The 17946-nt window shown below is 73.4% G+C and carries 15 protein-coding genes and 1 tRNA gene; 1 reads left to right on the top strand and 15 read right to left on the bottom strand.

The window, feature by feature from the left end; translation table 11 throughout:
- Nucleotides 1-110: 110 nt before the first annotated feature.
- Nucleotides 111-1520, top strand: coding sequence for a sensor histidine kinase (locus Csp2054_RS07475; protein WP_096898772.1), 1410 nt, complete (start codon nt 111-113; stop codon nt 1518-1520).
- Between the two features lie 36 nt (nt 1521-1556).
- Here the strand turns inward: Csp2054_RS07475 and Csp2054_RS07470 are convergent, their stop codons facing one another.
- The 15 genes from Csp2054_RS07470 to rplU form a co-directional block, all read right to left on the bottom strand.
- Nucleotides 1557-4973, bottom strand: a complete 3417-nt coding sequence (locus Csp2054_RS07470) for an error-prone DNA polymerase (RefSeq protein WP_096898682.1) — start codon at nt 4971-4973, stop codon at nt 1557-1559.
- Between the two features lie 10 nt (nt 4974-4983).
- Nucleotides 4984-6579 carry a DNA polymerase Y family protein gene (locus tag Csp2054_RS07465; RefSeq protein ID WP_096898771.1) on the bottom strand — a complete coding sequence of 532 codons (1596 nt, stop codon included), beginning with the start codon at nt 6577-6579 and terminating at the stop codon, nt 4984-4986.
- 92 nt (nt 6580-6671) lie between these two features.
- A complete protein-coding gene (locus tag Csp2054_RS07460; RefSeq protein ID WP_141399172.1) occupies nt 6672-7505 on the bottom strand; it encodes a hypothetical protein in 834 nt (277 codons plus the stop codon).
- A gap of 64 nt (nt 7506-7569) precedes the next feature.
- Nucleotides 7570-9108, bottom strand: a complete 1539-nt coding sequence (locus tag Csp2054_RS07455) for an anthranilate synthase component I family protein (protein WP_096898680.1) — start codon at nt 9106-9108, stop codon at nt 7570-7572.
- Nucleotides 9087-10040 (bottom strand): aldose 1-epimerase family protein, encoded by a 954-nt coding sequence (locus Csp2054_RS07450; RefSeq protein WP_096898679.1) that lies wholly within the window; start codon nt 10038-10040, stop codon nt 9087-9089. Before Csp2054_RS07450 ends, Csp2054_RS07455 begins: the two co-directional genes overlap by 22 nt.
- Nucleotides 10041-10238: 198 nt before the next feature.
- Nucleotides 10239-10314: transfer RNA gene (locus Csp2054_RS07445), tRNA-Ala, on the bottom strand.
- A 128-nt stretch (nt 10315-10442) separates the two neighbouring features.
- The gene (gene rsfS, locus Csp2054_RS07440) at nt 10443-10844 is read right to left on the bottom strand and encodes a ribosome silencing factor (protein ID WP_096898678.1); all 402 of its coding nucleotides are present in this window, start codon (nt 10842-10844) and stop codon (nt 10443-10445) included.
- A 141-nt stretch (nt 10845-10985) separates the two neighbouring features.
- On the bottom strand, nt 10986-12425 hold the full coding sequence (locus Csp2054_RS07435) for a hypothetical protein (protein ID WP_096898677.1): 1440 nt from the start codon (nt 12423-12425) through the stop codon (nt 10986-10988).
- Entirely contained in the window at nt 12422-13021 is a 600-nt protein-coding gene (gene nadD / locus Csp2054_RS07430; protein WP_096898676.1) for a nicotinate-nucleotide adenylyltransferase, read from the bottom strand. The genes Csp2054_RS07435 and nadD overlap by 4 nt, the downstream gene beginning before the upstream one ends.
- Nucleotides 13022-13031: 10 nt before the next feature.
- Nucleotides 13032-13232: a hypothetical protein gene (locus Csp2054_RS07425; RefSeq protein WP_096898675.1), complete on the bottom strand. Its 201-nt coding sequence runs from the start codon at nt 13230-13232 to the stop codon at nt 13032-13034.
- 42 nt (nt 13233-13274) lie between these two features.
- Nucleotides 13275-14540 carry a glutamate-5-semialdehyde dehydrogenase gene (locus Csp2054_RS07420; RefSeq protein WP_096898674.1) on the bottom strand — a complete coding sequence of 422 codons (1266 nt, stop codon included), beginning with the start codon at nt 14538-14540 and terminating at the stop codon, nt 13275-13277.
- A 326-nt stretch (nt 14541-14866) separates the two neighbouring features.
- Nucleotides 14867-15682 (bottom strand): glutamate 5-kinase, encoded by an 816-nt coding sequence (gene proB, locus Csp2054_RS07415; RefSeq protein WP_096898673.1) that lies wholly within the window; start codon nt 15680-15682, stop codon nt 14867-14869.
- A gap of 7 nt (nt 15683-15689) precedes the next feature.
- On the bottom strand, nt 15690-17246 hold the full coding sequence (gene obgE, locus Csp2054_RS07410) for a GTPase ObgE (RefSeq protein WP_096898672.1): 1557 nt from the start codon (nt 17244-17246) through the stop codon (nt 15690-15692).
- A gap of 117 nt (nt 17247-17363) precedes the next feature.
- Nucleotides 17364-17618 (bottom strand): 50S ribosomal protein L27, encoded by a 255-nt coding sequence (gene rpmA, locus Csp2054_RS07405; RefSeq protein ID WP_096898671.1) that lies wholly within the window; start codon nt 17616-17618, stop codon nt 17364-17366.
- 14 nt (nt 17619-17632) lie between these two features.
- Nucleotides 17633-17941, bottom strand: coding sequence for a 50S ribosomal protein L21 (gene rplU / locus Csp2054_RS07400; protein ID WP_096898670.1), 309 nt, complete (start codon nt 17939-17941; stop codon nt 17633-17635).
- Nucleotides 17942-17946 lie beyond the last annotated feature (5 nt).

The following is a 17946-nucleotide window of genomic DNA, read 5'->3' as shown; positions in this document are numbered from 1 at the left end:
CGGACCGGAGCACCACGGACCGCGGCACAGCGGACGGACGTCCGGCGGGCGGGAGCGCGGACCACGCGGGCGGCTCGCGCTCCCGCCGTGGCCCGTTCCGTCCCTTGCGGATGCTCTCGCTGCGGTCGCGGATCACGATCGGCTCGACGGCGATCGCGGCGGTGGTGATCCTGCTGCTCGTGCTCGTGATGCGGTTCCAGGTCGTGAGCGTCGTCGCGAGCGCCACCAGGACGCTCCTCGACGCCGACGCCGACCCCTACGTCGCGACGCTCGAGGTCGACAGTGACCCTGATCTGTCCCAACCGGGCAACGCCCAGCTCGTCGCGGTGGTGTCGCCGTCCGGGGACGTCGTGCTCTCCACCATGCCGGGGCGGCTCGAGCGTGCGCTGGGCAGCCTGACCGAGTCGCGGGCCGGCGCCCGGGTCATCGACGTGTCGGGCTCGGAGTACCGCGTCGTGGTCGAGCACCCGATCAACCGTGCCGGCCGGTGGACCGTGGTCGCCGCGCGCAACTCGCAGGCCGAGGCGCTCGTCGTCGACGACCTCACCACGACGCTGTCGCTGACCGGACTGGCCATCCTCATCGCGTTCGGCATCGCCTCGTGGGCGCTCGCGACCGCGGCGCTCCGCCCGGTGAACCGGATGCGCCGCGAGGCCGAGCGGCTCTCGGTCGCCCCGGAGCGCGCCGAGCTCCCGGTCGGGCCCGCGCAGGACGAGCTCGCGTCCCTCGCCACCACGCTGAACGCGTTCCTCGCCAGGACCCGGCAGGCGACCGAGCGCGAGCGGCAGATGGTGAGCGACGCCAGCCACGAGCTCCGCACCCCGCTGGCGATCCTCACCACGCAGCTCGACCTGGCCTCGCTCGACGCCGACGACGCCGAGGCCCTCGCCGCGCACATCGAGCGGGCGAAGCACAGCGTGGCGCGCCTGTCGCGACTGGCCAACGACCTTCTCGCACTGTCCCGGATCGAGGAGTCCGAGCGCCGCGAGCAGGACGGCGCCGAGCCGCCGACGACCGACTGGTCGGACCTCGGGGACGAGGTCATGGCCGCCGTCGACCGCGTCCGGCTCATCGCGTCGGCGAAGGACATCACCGTCGACTTCGACCTCGAGGCGCCGACCGCCTCCGATCCGCACTACCGGCTCGACACGAACGGCATGGCGCAGCTCGTCACGAACATCGCCGGGAACGCCGTGTCCGCCCTGCCGCGCGGCGGTGGGATCTTCGTGACGTGGCGGAGCGCCGACGGCGAGGGCGTCCTGCAGATCACCGACGACGGGCCGGGCGTGCCGGAGTCGTTCATCCCGGTCGCGTTCGACCGCTTCACCCGTCCGGACGAGGCGCGGAAGTCGCGGCCGGCAGCGGACCCGGCGACGGGTGCGGTCGCACTGCCCGGCGGGTCCGGGCTCGGCCTCGCGATCGTGCGGGCGATCGCGGAACGGGCGGGAGGCACGGCAGCACTCCGCAACGTCCGTTCCGGTGGTCTCGAGGTCACGATCCGCATCCCCGAGGTGCGGTAGCGCGTCCCCGGCCCCGGCCCCGGCCGTCGGACCCGGTCACTGGAAGTCGCGGGACCGGGTCCGGACCGCCAACGGCAGGTGCTCCATCCGGTCCGCCACCACGTTCACCACCCCCTCCGCCGACCGCTCGAGGATGCCGCGCACGATGACCGCGGGCGACTCCCGCGCGACCCGTCGGTAGCGTCCCCAGACCCCGACGCTGCAGATGACGTTCACCAGTCCGGTCTCGTCCTCGACGTTCATGAACGTGATCCCCGACGCCGTCGCCGGGCGCTGCCGGTGCGTCACGATCCCGCCGACCTCCACACGCCGTCCGCTCTCGGCGGTCAGCGTGTCCTGCACGCTGAGCACCCCGCGGCGACTGAGATCGGGTCGGACGTGCCGCACCGGGTGGTCGTCGGTCGTCATGCCGGTCGACCACATGTCCGCGATGAGGACGTCACCGCTCGTCATCTGCCCGAAGAGCGGTGGCTGCACGACGACCTGGGTCCCCGGCAGCTGGTCGGGCCGTTCTGCCGCGGCCTGCCCCGCCGACCACATCCCGCTGCGGCGGTCCTCGCCGAGCGCGGCGAAGGCGTCGGCGGCGGCGAGCGCCTCGAGCTGCGCGGTCGTGAGCCCGACCCGTCGGGCGAGGTCGGACATGTCGGTGTACGGCCCGTGCGCCTCCCGTTCGGCGACGATCCGCTCGGCACTGCGCCGGCCGAGCGAGGTGACCTCGGCGAGCCCGAGCCGCACCGCGAACGCGCCGTCCCGACGGTGCCGCGCGGTGTCGTCGGGTGCCGACCGGTCGAACGGCGGCACGGGCGGGTGCTCCTCGGCGAGGCAGTCGTCGTCACCGGTCGTGCCGACGACGTCGGGGTCGAGGGGTTCGAGCGTGGCGTCGACGCCGGACCGCAGGATGTCCGGCCGGAGCACGCGGACCCCGTGGCGCCGGGCGTCCGCCACCAGGGTCTGCGGCGAGTAGAACCCCATCGGCTGCGCCCGGAGCAGGGCCGCGAGGAACACCCCCGGGTAGTGCAGCCGCATCCACGCGCTCGCGTACACGATGAGCGCGAAGCTGATCGAGTGGCTCTCCGCGAAGCCGAAGTTCGCGAAGGCCTGGATCTTGGCGTAGATGGCGTCGGCGTCGGCCCCGTGGATGTCGTTGCGCGCCATGCCCTCGTAGAGCTTCTCGCGGAGCCGCTCGATCTTCTCGTGCCCCCGCTTCGACCCCATCGCACGGCGGAGGAGGTCGGCGTCGTCCCCGGTGCAGCCACCGACGACCACGGCCATCTGCATGAGCTGCTCCTGGAACAGCGGCACACCCTTCGTCCGCTCGAGCACGGGTTCGAGCAGCGGGTGCGGGTAGGTGATCGCCTCGGCCCCCGTCCGCCGCCGGATGTACGGGTGCACCGCGCCGCCCTGGATCGGACCGGGACGGACGAGCGCGACCGCGATGACGAGGTCGTAGAACTCCCGGGGCAGCAGCCGTGGGAGCGACCCCATCTGTGCGCGGGACTCCACCTGGAACACCCCGATGGTGTCGGCGCGGCACAGCTGGTCGTAGACGCCGGCCTCCTCCTTCGGGATGGTGTGCATGTCCCACCGCTCCCCGCAGTGCTCGGCGGCGAGGTCGAACGCGTACTGCAGCGCCGCGAGCATGCCGAGGCCGAGCATGTCGAACTTCACGAGCCCCATGTAGGCGCAGTCGTCCTTGTCCCACTGCAGGACGGTGCGGCCGTCCATGCGGGCGTGCTCGATCGGGACGACCTCGCCCACCGGCCGGTCGGTGAGCACCATGCCACCGGAGTGGATGCCGAGGTGTCGGGGGAACCCGAGCACCTGTTGCGCCATGTCCACCACGGGCGCCGGGATGTCGTGGTCCTGGCTCTCGGTCACCGACCCCCAGCGCTCGACCTGCTTCGCCCAGGCGTCCTGCTGCCCGGGACTGTGCCCGAACGCCTTCGCCACGTCGCGCACGGCCCCCTTCGGCCGGTAGGTGATGACGTTCGCGACCTGGGCGGCGTTGAAGCGGCCGTACTTCTCGTAGACGTACTGGATGACCTCCTCCCGCCGGTCGGAGTCGAAGTCGACGTCGATGTCGGGCTCCTCGTCGCGCAACGCCGACAGGAACCGTTCGAACGGCAGCCCGTACCGGATCGAGTCGACGGCGGTGATCTCGAGCAGGTAGCAGACCGCCGAGTTCGCGGCGGAGCCCCGGCCCTGGCAGAGGATCCCGCGCTGCCGTGCGTACTGCACCATGTCGCGGACGATGAGGAAGTACCCGGGGAAGTCCTTGTCCTCGATGACCGCGAGCTCGCGTTCGATGCGCTTCCGCTTGGCGGGGTCGACGCCGTCGTCGCTGCCCGGGTAGAACCGACGTGCCCCCTGCCAGGTCAGCTCGCGGAGCCACGACATCGTGGTGTGCCCCTCCGGGACGTCGAGCTTGGGCAGCCCCGGCCGCACGGTCTTCAGGGTGAAGCCGAGCTCGTCGGCGAGCGCGACGCTGTGCTCGACGGCTCCAGGCCACCGGGCGAAGCGCTTGGCCATCTCCGCTCCCGAGCGCAGGTGTGCCGTGTCCGCCGCCGGCAGCCAGCCGTCGAGTTCGTCGAGGCTCCGCCGAGCCCGCACCGCGGCGAGTGCCGACGCGATCGGGAAGCGGTCGGGGGTGGCGTAGTGCACGTTGCCCGTCGCCACCACGGGCAGGCCGTGCCGGGCCGCGAGGGCCGCGAGGACGTCGTTGCGCGCGGTGTCCAGCGGGTCGCCCTGATCGGTCAGCTCCACGACGACGTTGCCGGTGCCGAACCGGTCGAGCAGTGCCCGGAGCGCCGTGTCGGCCGCGGACTCGCCGCCCCGTTCGAGCGCCTGGCGGACCGCGCCCTTCCGACACCCGGTGAGCACCCGCCAGTGACCGCCGGCGCGTTCGGCGAGGTCGTCGAGGTCGTACCGCGGCCGGCCCTTCTCGGCACCGCCGGCGAGGTGCGCGCTCGTGACCGCGCCGGCCAGCCGGTGGTAGCCGTCCTGGCCGTCCGCGAGCAACAGCAGGTGGGTGCCCTCCGGGTCGGGCACACCGTTCTGCGGTTCGGTCAGGCCGAGTGAGAGCTCGGTGCCGTACACGGTCGTGAGGTCCGGGTACGCCTCGGCGGCCTCGGCCATCCGCGCGACGCCGTAGAACCCGTCGTGGTCGGTCAGCGCGAGGCCGTGCAGCCGCAGTCGGGCGGCCTCCTCGAAGAGGTTCTCCGGTGAGCTCGCACCGTCGAGGAAGCTGAAGCTCGAGTGCGCGTGCAGCTCGGCGTACGGCACGACCGGACCGGACTCCGTGCGTCCGGGGGTCGGCGGCACGTACTTCTCGCGCTTCCGGGACCACGCCGGGCTGTCCCCGCCGTCGCCGTCGTGCGCGCTGCCGGGGCTCCGACGGTCGGACAGTGCGCGTTCGAACTGCGACCACGGGATCGGCGGGTTGCTGTAGCCCATCAGCTGCTCCTCACGTCGCCACCGCCTCGGCCCACCAGCGGTGGTCGGCCAGCACGAGGTACCAGGCCCGTCCGGCGTCGTCGACGAGCTGCAACCGGTGCAGCCGTCGTCCGCCGGACTCCCACCAGCGCACGACGAGCGGCCACGGACCCGCCCACGCCGTCACCGGGCCGAACCGTCCACCACGGTCGCCCTCGGCACGGAAGCGCTCGGGCTCGCCGAGCAGGGTGCCGCGGTCGTCCACGTCGACGCTGACGCCCGACGCCGTCTCGACGTCGACCGGCCGGGGACGGTCGAGCACGGTCGCGGGCGGCGGTCCGGGCAGCTTGCCGGGCCACGGGCGGTCGCGGACGGCGGCGAGGGCACGTTCACCACCGACCGGCGCATCACCCCAGGGCACGAGGACCACCCGCTCCGCGAGGGTCCGGCCACCGCCGACGCGCGGCGTGACGACGCCGTCGTGTCCGACGAGTCCCTGCACGCGGGCGAGGCCGTGGTGCACCCGTTCGTCGGGTCCGGAACCCCAGAGCCCGCGCTCGTGGTTGGCCGTGTCGTCGACCGCGACGGGCTCCAGCACGACCTGGACGACCGGCGCCTCGAGCCCGGTCGGGTCGACCCCGCCGGCGAGCTGCCACCGGACCCGGTCGACCACGTCCGCGGCGTCGAACCAGCGCGGGTGCACCCACACCCGTTCGAGCAGGATGTCGCGCTCGTCGACGATCCCCACGCGGATGCTGGTCGCCACGAGCCCGGCGGCGCGGAGCCGGTCGGCGAAGTCGTCGGCCGAGCGGCGGAACGCGAACGCGACCTGGTCGGCACGGTCGAGCGGTGGTTCGAACGCCGCCTCGACCCGGAGCTCGGGCGGCACCGCGCGCGCCGACACCGCCCGCGGGTCGCGTCCGCCCGCGAGGCGGTGCAGGAACGCGCCCGCCGGGCCGAACCGGTCCCGCACCTGGTCGTCGCCGAGGGCCGCGAACCCGCCGAGCGTGGTGATGCCGAGGCGCCCGAGGAGCATGGCCAGGTCGGCGTCCCCGAGCACACCGAGCGGGAGGTCGGCGAGGAACGGCGCGGACCCGCCCACCGGGACGATGCGGGTCCGCTCCCCCGGCCTGACCGGACGGGCACGCGCGGCTTGCTCAGCGGCGAACGGGGTGTCCGCGACGCCGACGCGCACCCCGGGGGCACCATGGTCGGCGGCGATGCCCGCAAGGGTCACCGCAGCGGCCCGTTCACCGCCGTAGTAACGGGCCGGGCCGCGGGCACGCAGGGCGAGGGTGCCGGGGCGCAGCACCTCGACCCCGGGGACCGCCGCCTGCACCGCACGGATGACGGGCTCGAACGCCCGGTGGTCGAGGGCGTCGTCGTAGGGCTGCACGACGAGGTCCGGGCAGCGCGCCTGGGCCTCGCGCAGCCGGAGCCCGCGCACGACGCCGTACCGACGGGCGCTCGCGGAGCTGGCGAACACCTGCCCCTTCGACACGACCGCGAACGGCTGCTCCGGGGGCTCGCCGGCGGCGCGGGCCGCGGCGACGACCGGCCAGTCCGGACACCACAGCACGATCGTCCGGGTCGCCGGTGCCTCGGGCAGGGCTCCGGAGCGGAGCACACCACCGGACGAGGACGCACCGCCGCGGGCACCGCCGGACGCCGACGGACCCCCCTGCACGGTACGCGCAGCCCCACCGCCGCGCCGCGGGGTCACGACGCCACCGCCACCGGACGGAGCACCGGACGGGCAGCGGGTGCCGCCACCGCGGGACGGACCACCCCGTCGGCGGCGGGCAGCAGCAGCTCGGTACTGACCGGCCGGACCGCCCCCGCACGCCCGGTGGCGGTGACGGTGACCCGTCGCTCGGACAGGTACCCGTACCCGCGTCCGATCCCGCCCCAGGCCGAGGAGGTGACCCGGAGCGAGACGTCGGCACCGGGCCACGAGCCGAGGGCGACCAGGGCACCGCCGCGCTGCCGCAACCGGGCGGACAGCCGGGAGACGTCCCCCGGCACCACACGACCCAGGGGGCGGGTGAGGACGATCTGTGCCACGTCCACCAGGGCAGCCGTGACCGTGAGCCACTGGTCGCCGGGGTCGGGCACGAGGACGAGCCGTTCGAGGTCGATGCCGGCGGCGGCCGCTGCCTCGACCCCGAAGGACGGCACGCCGACGACGGCACACCACGCCCCGGCCGCCGAGGCCGCCTGCAGCATGGTCATCGCCAGGAGCACCGACTCCTGCACCGCGTAGGTCCCACCGACCCGGATCGCACCACCGGGCAGCAGGGGCGCGAGCGCCGGCGACGTCGGGAGGCCGACCGTGTCGACGCGTGTGGACTCCATCTCGGCCACCCGCGAGCGCAGGCTCGTGATGCGCTCGAGCGCGGCCCGGGCATCGCCGAGGTGGTCGACCCGTCGCACCGGTCGCGCCGGGCCGGACCCGACCGCACCCCCGGCCCGCCCGGCATCCCCCGGGGACCCCTCGGGTGCCCCGGGCGACGCGAGTGCCGCTGCCGACTGCATGCCCTCATATTCGAACATGTGTTCGATGATGTCAACCGCGTCCGACATCGGTGGACAGGTCACTCGAACACGCGTTCGAGGGTCACCAGGCTGCCACGACCCCCAGTGCTCCGAGCACGGAACGCGTCTTGGTCTCGACCTCGTCCGCCTCGTCCGCGGGGACCGACGACCACGTCACCGCACCCCCGGCACCGAACGTCCGCGCGAGGACTGTGCCGTCCTCGTCGAGCACCGTCACCAGTGTGCGGATCACCACCGACAGGTCGACGGCACCGCTCGCCGAGAAGTACCCGACGGCCCCGGAGTAGATCCCGCGCGGCGCCCCCTCGAGGCGGTCCGCGATCGCCGTGGCGCTCGACTTCGGTGCCCCCGTCATCGATCCCGGTGGGAACGCCGCCGCGACGGTCGCCGCGCGCGACGCCCCGGCCGGCAGCTGCGCCGAGACCGTCGACACGAGCTGGTGCACACTCGCGTAGGTCTCGACGTCGCAGAGCCGGTCGACGTGCACCGAGCCCGGCACCGCCGTCCGCAGCAGGTCGTTGCGGAGCAGGTCGACGATCATCACGTTCTCGGCCCGGTCCTTCGGGCTCGCGGCGAGCTCGGCGCGGACCGATGCGTCCACCCCGGCGTCGTCAGCGCGGCGACGGGTGCCCTTGATCGGTTCCGCCGTCACCCGTCCGTCCGCGTCGATGCGCAGGAACCGTTCCGGCGACCGGCTCGCCACCCGCACCGGTCCGAGCCGCAGGTAGGCGCCGAACGGCACCGGGTCGACCCGCCGCAACCGCAGGTACTCGTCCAGGTGCGGGTCCGTGACGGAGCCGACCCGTGCCTCCCGGGCGGGGACCGCGAACGCGGTGGTGAGGCACACCTGGAACGCGTTGCCGGCGCGGATCTCCGCGCGGCTCGCGTCGACGGCCGCCTCGTGGGCGGCGCGCGACACGCGTCCGGGTGCCGGGACCGGCGCGTCGGTCCCCGGGTCGGCCGGGAGGCCCGTGGCCGCGTCGTCGACGTCGGCCGGCGTCGACGGGGCGGTCACCGTCCCCAGCCACGCCCGGTTCGCGGCACTGGCCGCCGGCTCCGCGTCGGTGACGAGCGCGAGCGCCCAGGCGCGACCGTCGGCGGCGACCACGACCGCCCGGTCGACGAAGCGCAGGTCGGCGTCGGCGTGCCCGGAGGCCGAGCGGTCCGGGCCGTCGACCTCGCGTCCGAGCTCGTAGCCGAGGAACCCGACCCAACCGAGCGCGAACCCGCAGCCCGGCAGCGGCTCCGGCAGCCGGGGAGTCCGTGCCAGCAGCTCGTCGAGGACCGCGAACGCGGCGCGGTCCCCGACGGACGACGGACTGAACCACGCCCGCGACGCCGGCGGGACGTCCACGGACGCACGGCGGTCACGGTGCCGGAACCGGGCCGCGAACGGACCGTCGGTGCAGGCCAGCACCGACCAGGAGGCCCGTGCCCGACTCGCCGGCGGCGCTCCGTCGGGGAGCCCGGAGTCGAGCCACACCACGTCGTCCCGTCCGTCCGCCAGGGCGGCGAGGTCGGGCGGCGTCGGGAACGCCCGGACCTCGATGCGGGCCGCGGGCGCTCCGTGGGTCTCGGTCAGACCGCCGCGATCGTCCATGCCGCGGTGTGCGAGCCGCCCGGGTCGAGCACGAGCAGACCCCGGTCGGCGCCGGCGTTGAACGCGTCCGGTGCGCAGGTCATCGGTTCGACCGCCAGGCCCGCGCGGTGGTACTCGGGCACGACGTGGTCGGCCGTGTGCACCTGCACCCAGCCGCACTCGGCACCGAACGTCATCCGGACCCCGTGTCCGTCGTCCGTGACGAGCTCGATCGCCGCCGTGCCGTCCGCGTCGCGGTCGAAGCCCGTGAACGCGTGGTCGACGAACCGCGTGCCGATCCGGGTCGGGCGGCGCAGGTCGAACTCGTCGTGCACGGGCACGAGCGCCGTGGGGACGAGGCGGTCCGGCGTGACCTCGAGCACCTCCGCGGCGGGGAGGGTCAGCGTCCAGTCGTCGACCGTGCCGGCGCCGGCGACGAGGTACGGGTGCGGCCCGGTCCCCCACGGTGCCCGGACCCGCCCGGTGTTCCGGCCGGTGACGGCGGTCTGCAGTCCGTCGGCGTCGACCCGGTACTCGACCGTGATCTCGATGCGGAACGGGTACCCGTACTGTGCGGGGACCGTGGTGGCGAGCACGGCACGGTCGGGTTCGTGCGCCACGACCCGGAAGTCGGTCCACGCGACGAGCCCGTGCAGCGCGTGCTGTCGGGTGGGCTCGGTGTGGGCGAGCTCGTACTCCTCGCCGTCGAACGTGTAGCGGCCGTCGACCACGCGGTTCGGCCAGGGCGCCAGCACGGCACCGCGGAACACCGGACGGACCTCGTCGGCGTCGAACGGCACGACGAGGTCACGCCGCTCGGAGGCACCGTCGCCGTGCCGGAGGGCTCGCAGGGTCGCTCCGACGGTCGCGATGTCGGCCGTGTAGCCCGCGGCCGTGATGGTCAGCTGGGCTCCGGACAGCGGGGCGCCGTCGCCCGCGTGCTCTGCACTCATGGAGGTCAGCGTATCGGCTGGCCGGAGCCCGTCCGACCATGTGACCCCGGGCACGACAGACCCCTCGAGCAGGCCTCGCCCCCGTGCGTGACGCGGCCCGAGAACGGTGCAGCCCGGGAACGACGAAGCCCCGCTGTCCTGGTGGACGGCGGGGCTTCGTTCCGGTGGAACTCCGTTTCTTGGTGGAATTCCGTTCCTTGGTGGATCTGAGGGGACTCGAACCCCTGACCCCCTGCATGCCATGCAGGTGCGCTACCAGCTGCGCCACAGACCCGCTGGGTGGCGGACCACCCGGTGTTGCTCGGTGCCATCCGTTCCCGGCGGCACCACAGAAGCGTACACCATGCGAACACCCGGCAACGAAATCGGGTCCGTCACCCGGGCGCGTCGGCCCCGGCGGGCTCAGCCCTGCTCGGCCGGACCGGTCTCGCCGACGCCCTGCGCCACCGGGAGCTCGAGCGGGATCGTCGGGCAGTCCGCCCAGAGTCGTTCGAGCGAGTAGTACTGCCGGTCTTCCTCGTGGAAGACGTGCACGACGATCTCGCCGAAGTCGATGAGGACCCAGCGGCCCTCGGCACGGCCTTCACGACGGAGCGGCTTCGCCCCCGCCTGGATGAGCCGGTCCTCGACCTCGTCCGCGATCGACAGGACGTTGCGCTCGTTGCGCCCGGTGGCGAGCAGGAACACGTCCGTGAGCTGCAGGGGGCCGGTCACGTCGAGGGCGACGAGGTCCTCTGCCTGCTTGGCGTCGGCCGCGACGGCGGCGAGCTGGACGAGTTCGAGTGCGCGTGGGGAGGCGGTCACGCAGGTCCTTCCGGTGGGTCCCCGGCGCGGTGCCGGGATGGTGTGCCGTCGAGGTCGACGGCCCCTGAATCATAGGTCAGACCGCGGACACCGGCCAGCCGGTGTCCGCGGTCCACGGCCCGGGGAGTCAGCCGAACGAGGTCAGCCGAACGGATGGGTGGTGAGGAGCGCGACGATGATCACGCCCGCGGCGGCGAGCCCGACGGCCCCGACCGAGATCGCGAGGACGAGCGGCGTCTTCGACTCCTTCGGCTTCGCGGCGGCGAGCACCACCTGGCGCGTCGAGGTGTGGCTCGACACCGCGCGGCTGGCCCGGATCGGGCTCGCGTCGGTCTCGCGCTGCTCGTCGTGCTGCTCGAGCAGGCGGTCGACCTCGGCACCGTCGATCGGTCGGTGCGACCCGGTCGAGGACAGCGAGGCGGGCAGGTCGATCGAACCGGTCAGGATGACCTCGCCCGTGGCGTTCAGCGCCCCCGTCGGGTCGGCCAGTGCGGAGTCCGGCAGCACGATGGCGTTCGGGTTGCTCGTGGCGACCCGGCGTGTGCCGGTCTCCTCGTCGTGGACCTCGGCGTCGTTCGAGTCGTGCGCCAGCGCCGACCAGTGCCCTGTCGGCGGCTGGTAGGCGGTGGTGTCCGGCTTCGGCTCCGGCGCCCGCTGGAACGCCGGCGGGACCGTCCCGGCCGATGCGGGACGCGAGGCCACCGGGCGCACCGGGACCTCGTTCGTGTCGTCGTCGACGCCGTCGAGCGAGAGCGGGAAGACACCGGGCGTCGAGGACTCCACCGCGGGCAGGGCCGGGGCGCGCGGGGCGTCGTCGACGGGATCAGCCGGGTCGACGGCTGCGGTCTCGGCGTCGGCCGACGGAGCTTGGGCGTCCGGCGGCGACCACGTCGAGCGGTGTCGTCGGGGTTCCTCGCCGTGGGCAGCGGCCTCGTCGAGGGTCTCGACGGCGTCGGGTGCACCGTCGGCCTCGGTGGCCTGGTGCACGGTCGCCTCGTCGAGCACGGTCGGGGTGTCGTCGGCGCGGTCGTCGGCCGCCGGGTCCGCGGCGGTGGACGGAGCGTCACCGCCCACGGCGACGGGAGACGCCGCTGGGGACACGTCCGCACGGGGCGCCGCTGCGGGACGCTGTTCCACGTCGGCCTGCGACGCGGAGCGCTGCGACCCCTGCACGCCGTCCTCGTCGAACGAGGTGACGGACCCGATGACGTCCTGGACGGTGCGGTCGGACGACTGCGGGGTCGGCGCCTGCAGCGGCACGGGGAGCACCGCCTGGACCTCGGCCTCGCGCATCTGGCGCAGCTGGCGACGGGTCAGACCGCCGGTCCCGGGGACGATCTCGGTGGCCGATGCCGGCGGGACGTCGGGCACCGACGGCCGGGAGGATCCCTGCGCCGCGCCCGACGGGGCGGGTGCGACGTGCGATCCGGGCCGACGACGGGCCTGCTCCGGACGGTCGGCGGACGTGGGTGCGGCGACGGTCGGCGGCGGCGTCACGGGCTGCGCACCGGCCGCGGCGGCACGCTCCCGCTCGCGCGCCTGACGCCGCGACAGTGGCGGCTGCGCGTCGGACGAACTCATGCAACGCTCCGATACAGGTGGTGCTTCGAGATGTACTGGACGACGCCGTCGGGGACCAGGTACCACACCGGGAACCCACGGCGCACGCGGTCACGGCAGTCGGTCGACGATATCGCCAGTGCCGGGACCTCGAGCACGCTGACGTCGCGCTCCGGCAACCCGGTGATGCTCAGTGCATGTCCCGGGCGCGTCACGGCGACGAAGTGCGCCAGGTCCCACAGCCCATCATGGTCTTTCCAGTCGAGGATCTGCTGAACGGCGTCCGCGCCCGAGATGAAGACGAGCTGCGCGTCCGGCCGTTGCTCGTGCAGGTCGCGGAGCGTGTCGACCGTGTAGGTCGGCCCCGGCCGGTCGATGTCCACCCGGCTGACCGTGAACATCGGGTTGGACGCCGTGGCGACGACGGTCATGAGGTACCGGTGCTCGGCGTCCGTGACACCGGACTTCATGTACGGCTGCCCGGTCGGGACGAACACCACCTCGTCGAGGTCGAAGGCGCGCGCGACCTCGGACGCGGCCACGAGGTGGCCGTTGTGGATGGGGTCGAACGTTCCGCCCATCACACCGATGCGCGGCCGCCCCGAGCTCTCGAGCATGGGGCGCCGGTCAGAGCTTCGTGTGGCCGAACTCGTCGACGCCGGTCTCGTGGTGGCGCGTGGCCTCGAACTTGTGCGAGTGGCGGTAGGCGACGTCGCGGAAGCTCCAGGTGACGAACCCGAGGAAGGCGAAGAACAGCGCACCGACGAGCGGGAAGACGTACGCGGGGACCCCGGAGGCTTGCTCTGCGGCTTCGGCGAGGAGGGTCATCGTCTGGTGCTCCGTTCGGTCGGTGGAAAGACGCCGTTCAGTCTAGCCGCGGATCTGGCCGTTCCCGCGCACGATCCACTTCGTGCTCGTGAGCTCCGGCAGTCCCATCGGACCGCGGGCGTGCAGCTTCTGCGTGGAGATGCCGACCTCGGCGCCGAAGCCGAACTCGCCGCCGTCCGTGAACCGCGTCGACGCGTTCACCATGACCACCGCGGAGTCGACGCCGGCGAGGAACCGCTCGGCCGTGTCGACGTCGTTCGTCACGATCGACTCGGTGTGGTGCGTCGACCACCGGGCGATGTGCGCCATGGCCGCGTCGACGTCGGGGACGACCCGGATCGAGAGGTCGAGGTCCATCGACTCGGTCGCCCAGTCGTCGTCGGTGGCACGGAGCACGCCGGGCACGATCGAGCGGGTGGCGTCGTCGCCGCGCAGGGTGACGCCGGATGCACGGAGCCGGTCCGCCAGCACCGGCAGGAGGCGCTCGGCGGAGCCTTCGTGCACGAGCAGCGTCTCGAGCGCGTTGCAGACGCTCGGACGCTGCACCTTGCTGTTCAGGACGATGTCGACGGCCCGCGCCGTGGGGGCGGACGCGTCGAGGAAGACGTGCACGACGCCGGCGCCGGTCTCGATCACCGGCACCTGCGACTCCGTGACCACGGTCTGGATGAGCGAGGCGCTCCCCCGTGGGATCAGGACGTCGACCAGCCCGCGAGCGCGCATGAGCTCCGTGGCGCCGGGCCGCCCGAACTCGTCGATCGTCTGCACGAGCTCACGCGGCAGGCCCACCGAGGCGACGGCGTCCTGGATGCGCGCCACGAGCACCGCGTTCGTGCGCTCGGCGGCGGAACCGCCCCGGAGCACCACCGCGTTGCCGCTCTTCAGCGCGAGGCTGGCGATGTCGACGGTCACGTTGGGACGTGCCTCGTAGATGGCGCCGACGACACCGAACGGCACCCGCACCTGGGTCAGCTGCAGCCCGTTCGGCAGCACCGACCCGCGGACGTTCTGCCCGACCGGGTCGGTCAGCCCGACGACGTGCTCGACGGCGACCGCGAGCGCGTCGATCCGGGCCGCGTCGAGCCGGAGCCGGTCGAGCAGGCCCGAGGACAGCCCGCCGTCCTCACCCGCCACGAGGTCTTCGTGGTTGGCCCGGACGATCTCGTCCGTCGCGGCGCGGACACCTGCGGCGATCGCGACGAGCGCGGCGTCCTTGACGGCGGTGGTGGCGGTCGCGAGCACCGACGCCGCGTCGCGCGCGGCGACGAGCTTGTCGGTCAGGGTCGGTGCGGGGGCGGTCAGCGACATGCCTCGATTGTAGGTGCCGGGGTCCGCCGCATGACGGCGGTCCGGCGCACCTGTGGACGGGCCCGGGAGGCGGGGCTCCTGTGGAGGAGTCGACTGACGTCGCCAGCGTGCGTGCCCGGACCCCCGTGCGCGCGCCGCGCGAACGGGCACGACGTACCGGCGGGCCGCAGCGGGCGGGACCCGCGACTCGGCATCGCCGAGCGTGACGAACGGTGCCCACCCGGCGGGCGTGAGCGACGCGTCGGGGCGGACCCGCGCCTCCCGGGCCGCGGCAGCTCGGCGGACGTGAGCGACGCGTCGGAGCCGTCCGCGCCTCCCGGACCGCGTCAGCGCCGCGGAGCCGCCTCGAACCAGGTCCCGATCTCCGCTCCGGCCAGGGCGTCCGCGACCAGCGACGTCGCCGTGACGAGCACCGAGGTGCCGGCGTCGGCGGCGAGCCGCGCGGCCGCGACCTTCGTGCCCGCTCCCCCGGTGCCCACGCCGGCCGCCCCGATCGACCCGAAGGTCACCCCGGCGAGCTCGTCGCCGTACGGCACGTGCGTGATCGGCACCGCTCCCGGCTGCTGCGGGGGCTTCGTGTAGAGCGACTCGACGTCGGAGAGCAGCACGAGCGCGTCCGCACCGAGCAGGCGGGCGACGAGCGCGGCGAGCCGGTCGTTGTCGCCGAAGCGGATCTCGTGCGTCGCGACGGTGTCGTTCTCGTTGACGATCGGCAGGACCCGCAGCGCGAGCAGCCGGTCGATGGCGCGCTGGGCGTTGACCCGGTGCGTCGGGTTCTGCAGGTCGCCGGCGGTCAGCAGGATCTGCGCCGCGACGACGCCGTGCCGGTCGAGCTCGTTCTGGTAGCGGAACATGAGCACGTTCTGCCCCGTGGCCGCCGCCGCCTGCTGCGTGGCGAGGTCGTCGGGGCGTCCCTCGAGTCCGAGGAACGGGAACCCGGTCGCGATGGCGCCGGACGAGACCAGCACCACCTCGGTCCCCCGTCCGTACGCAGAGGCGAGGGCGTCGACGAGCGGGCCGATCTGCTCGACGTTCGGGCCGCTGACCGACGACGACCCGACCTTCACGACGAGTCGACGCGCGCGCGGGATGTCCGCGCGCGAGCGCACGGGGAGCAGGTCGGTGTCGGTCGCCTCGGTCATGTCCCGGTCAGTCCCTGCCCTCGTGGTGCCGCTCGACCTCGCCCGCGAACGGGTCGTCGTCCTCGTCGTCGTCGGCCCACAGGCCGGAGATCCGCTCCTGCTCGAGCTCGGCGCGGGCCGCGGCCTTGGCGTCCATGCGCTCGAAGTACTCCTCGCGGCGCTCGTTGCGGGTCGGACGGGCGCTGCCACCGATGCGGGAGTCGGTGCCGCGCGCGCTCGTGATGAGCTCGGCGGTCGAGGTGAGCGTCGGCTCCCAGTCGAACACGGTGCCGCCGTCCCCACCGATGACGACCGTGGACCCGGCGACCGCTCCGGCCTTGAAGAGCCCGTCCTCGACACCGAGCTTCGCGAGCCGGTCGGCGAGGTAGCCGATCGCCTCCTCGTTGGTGAAGTCGGTCTGCTGCACCCAGCGCTCGGGCTTGGCGCCGCGGACGCGGTAGAAGCGGTGCTCCTCGCCGCCCTCGGCCCGGACGGTGAACGGCACGTCGTCGACGGCCTTGGGGCGGAGCACGATGCGCTCGGGCTCCGGCGTCGCGGTCCGCTCGGCACGGGCCCGGGACACGATGTCGGCGAGGGCGAACGTGAGCTCGCGGAGCCCCTTGTGCGACGCGGTCGAGATCGGGAAGACGCGGTAGCCGCGGCCCTCGAGCTCGGCGGTGACGAACTCGGCGAGCTCCGCGGCGTCCGGCACGTCGATCTTGTTCAGCGCGACGAGCTGCGGGCGCTCGAGCAGCGGCACCTGGCCCTCGGGGACCGGGTAGCGCTCGAGCTCGCGGAGGATGACGTCGAGGTCGCTCACCGGGTCACGGCCCGGGTCGAGCGTCGCGCAGTCGATGACGTGCAGCAGCGCCTCGCACCGCTCGACGTGCCGGAGGAACTCGAGGCCGAGGCCCTTGCCCTCCGACGCACCCTCGATCAACCCGGGGACGTCGGCGACGGTGAAGCGGGTGGAGCCGGACTCGACGACGCCGAGGTTCGGCGTGAGGGTCGTGAACGGGTAGTCGGCGATCTTCGGCTTCGCTGCGGAGATCGCGGCGATCAGCGACGACTTGCCCGCGCTCGGGAAGCCCACGAGCGCGACGTCGGCGATCGTCTTCAGCTCGAGGCTGACGTCGCCGGACTCCCCCGGCGTGCCGAGGAGGGCGAAGCCCGGGGCCTTGCGCTTCGTCGTCGCGAGCGCGGCGTTGCCGAGGCCGCCCTGACCGCCCGCGGCCACGACCACGCGCATGCCCGGCTCGGTCATGTCGGCGATGACCTCGCCGCGCTCGTCGTGCACGACGGTGCCGATCGGCACCGGGAGCTCGAGGGTCTCGCCACTGACGCCGCTGCGCATGTCGCCCATGCCGGGCTGCCCGTTCTTCGACGAGCGGTGCGGCGAGCGGTGGTACCCGAGCAGGGTGGTGACCTGCGGGTCCGCGACGAGGACGATGTCGCCGCCGTCACCGCCGTTGCCGCCGTCCGGGCCGGCGAGGGGCTTGAACTTCTCACGGCGGACCGACACGCAGCCGTTGCCGCCGTCCCCCGCGCTGAGGTGCAGGGTCACGCGGTCGACGAACGTCGCCATGGGTCCACTCCTTGGTGTTGCTGGTCCTTGGTGTTGCTGGAACTTCGGTGTTGCAAAAGAGAACGGGAGGGGCAGGCACGTGGCCCGCCCCTCCCGCAGAGTCAGATCGTGGGTCGCTTACGCAGCGCCGACGATGTTGACGACCTTGCGGCCGCCCTTGGTGCCGAACTCGACCGAGCCGGCCGAGAGGGCGAACAGCGTGTCGTCGCCACCGCGGCCGACGTTGGCGCCCGGGTGGAAGTGCGTGCCGCGCTGGCGGACGATGATCTCGCCGGCGTTGACGACCTCGCCACCGAAGCGCTTCACGCCGAGGCGCTGTGCGTTCGAGTCACGACCGTTGCGAGTGGAGCTCGCACCCTTCTTGTGTGCCATCTTCTACTCCCGCCTTACGCGATCTCGGTGATCTTGACGCGGGTGAGCTCAGCGCGGAAGCCCTGGCGCTTCTTGTACCCGGTCTTGTTCTTGAACTTCTGGATGACGACCTTCGGACCGCGGAGGTCCTCGAGCACCTCGGCGGTGACGGTCACGTTCGCGAGCTCGGTCGCGGCCGACGTGATGGTGTCACCGTCCACGAGGAGCACCGGAGCGAGCTTGATGTTGCCCTTGTCGTCGGCCTTGGCACGGTCGATCGTGAGGATCGTGCCGACCTCGACCTTCTCCTGACGGCCGCCGGCGCGCACTACTGCGTAAACCACGTGGA

This window comes from Curtobacterium sp. 'Ferrero' (genome assembly GCF_002412165.1).
Lineage (GTDB): Bacteria > Actinomycetota > Actinomycetes > Actinomycetales > Microbacteriaceae > Curtobacterium.
The sequence above is the reverse complement of the archived record's forward strand: the minus strand, read 5'-3'. Positions and strand labels throughout refer to the sequence as shown.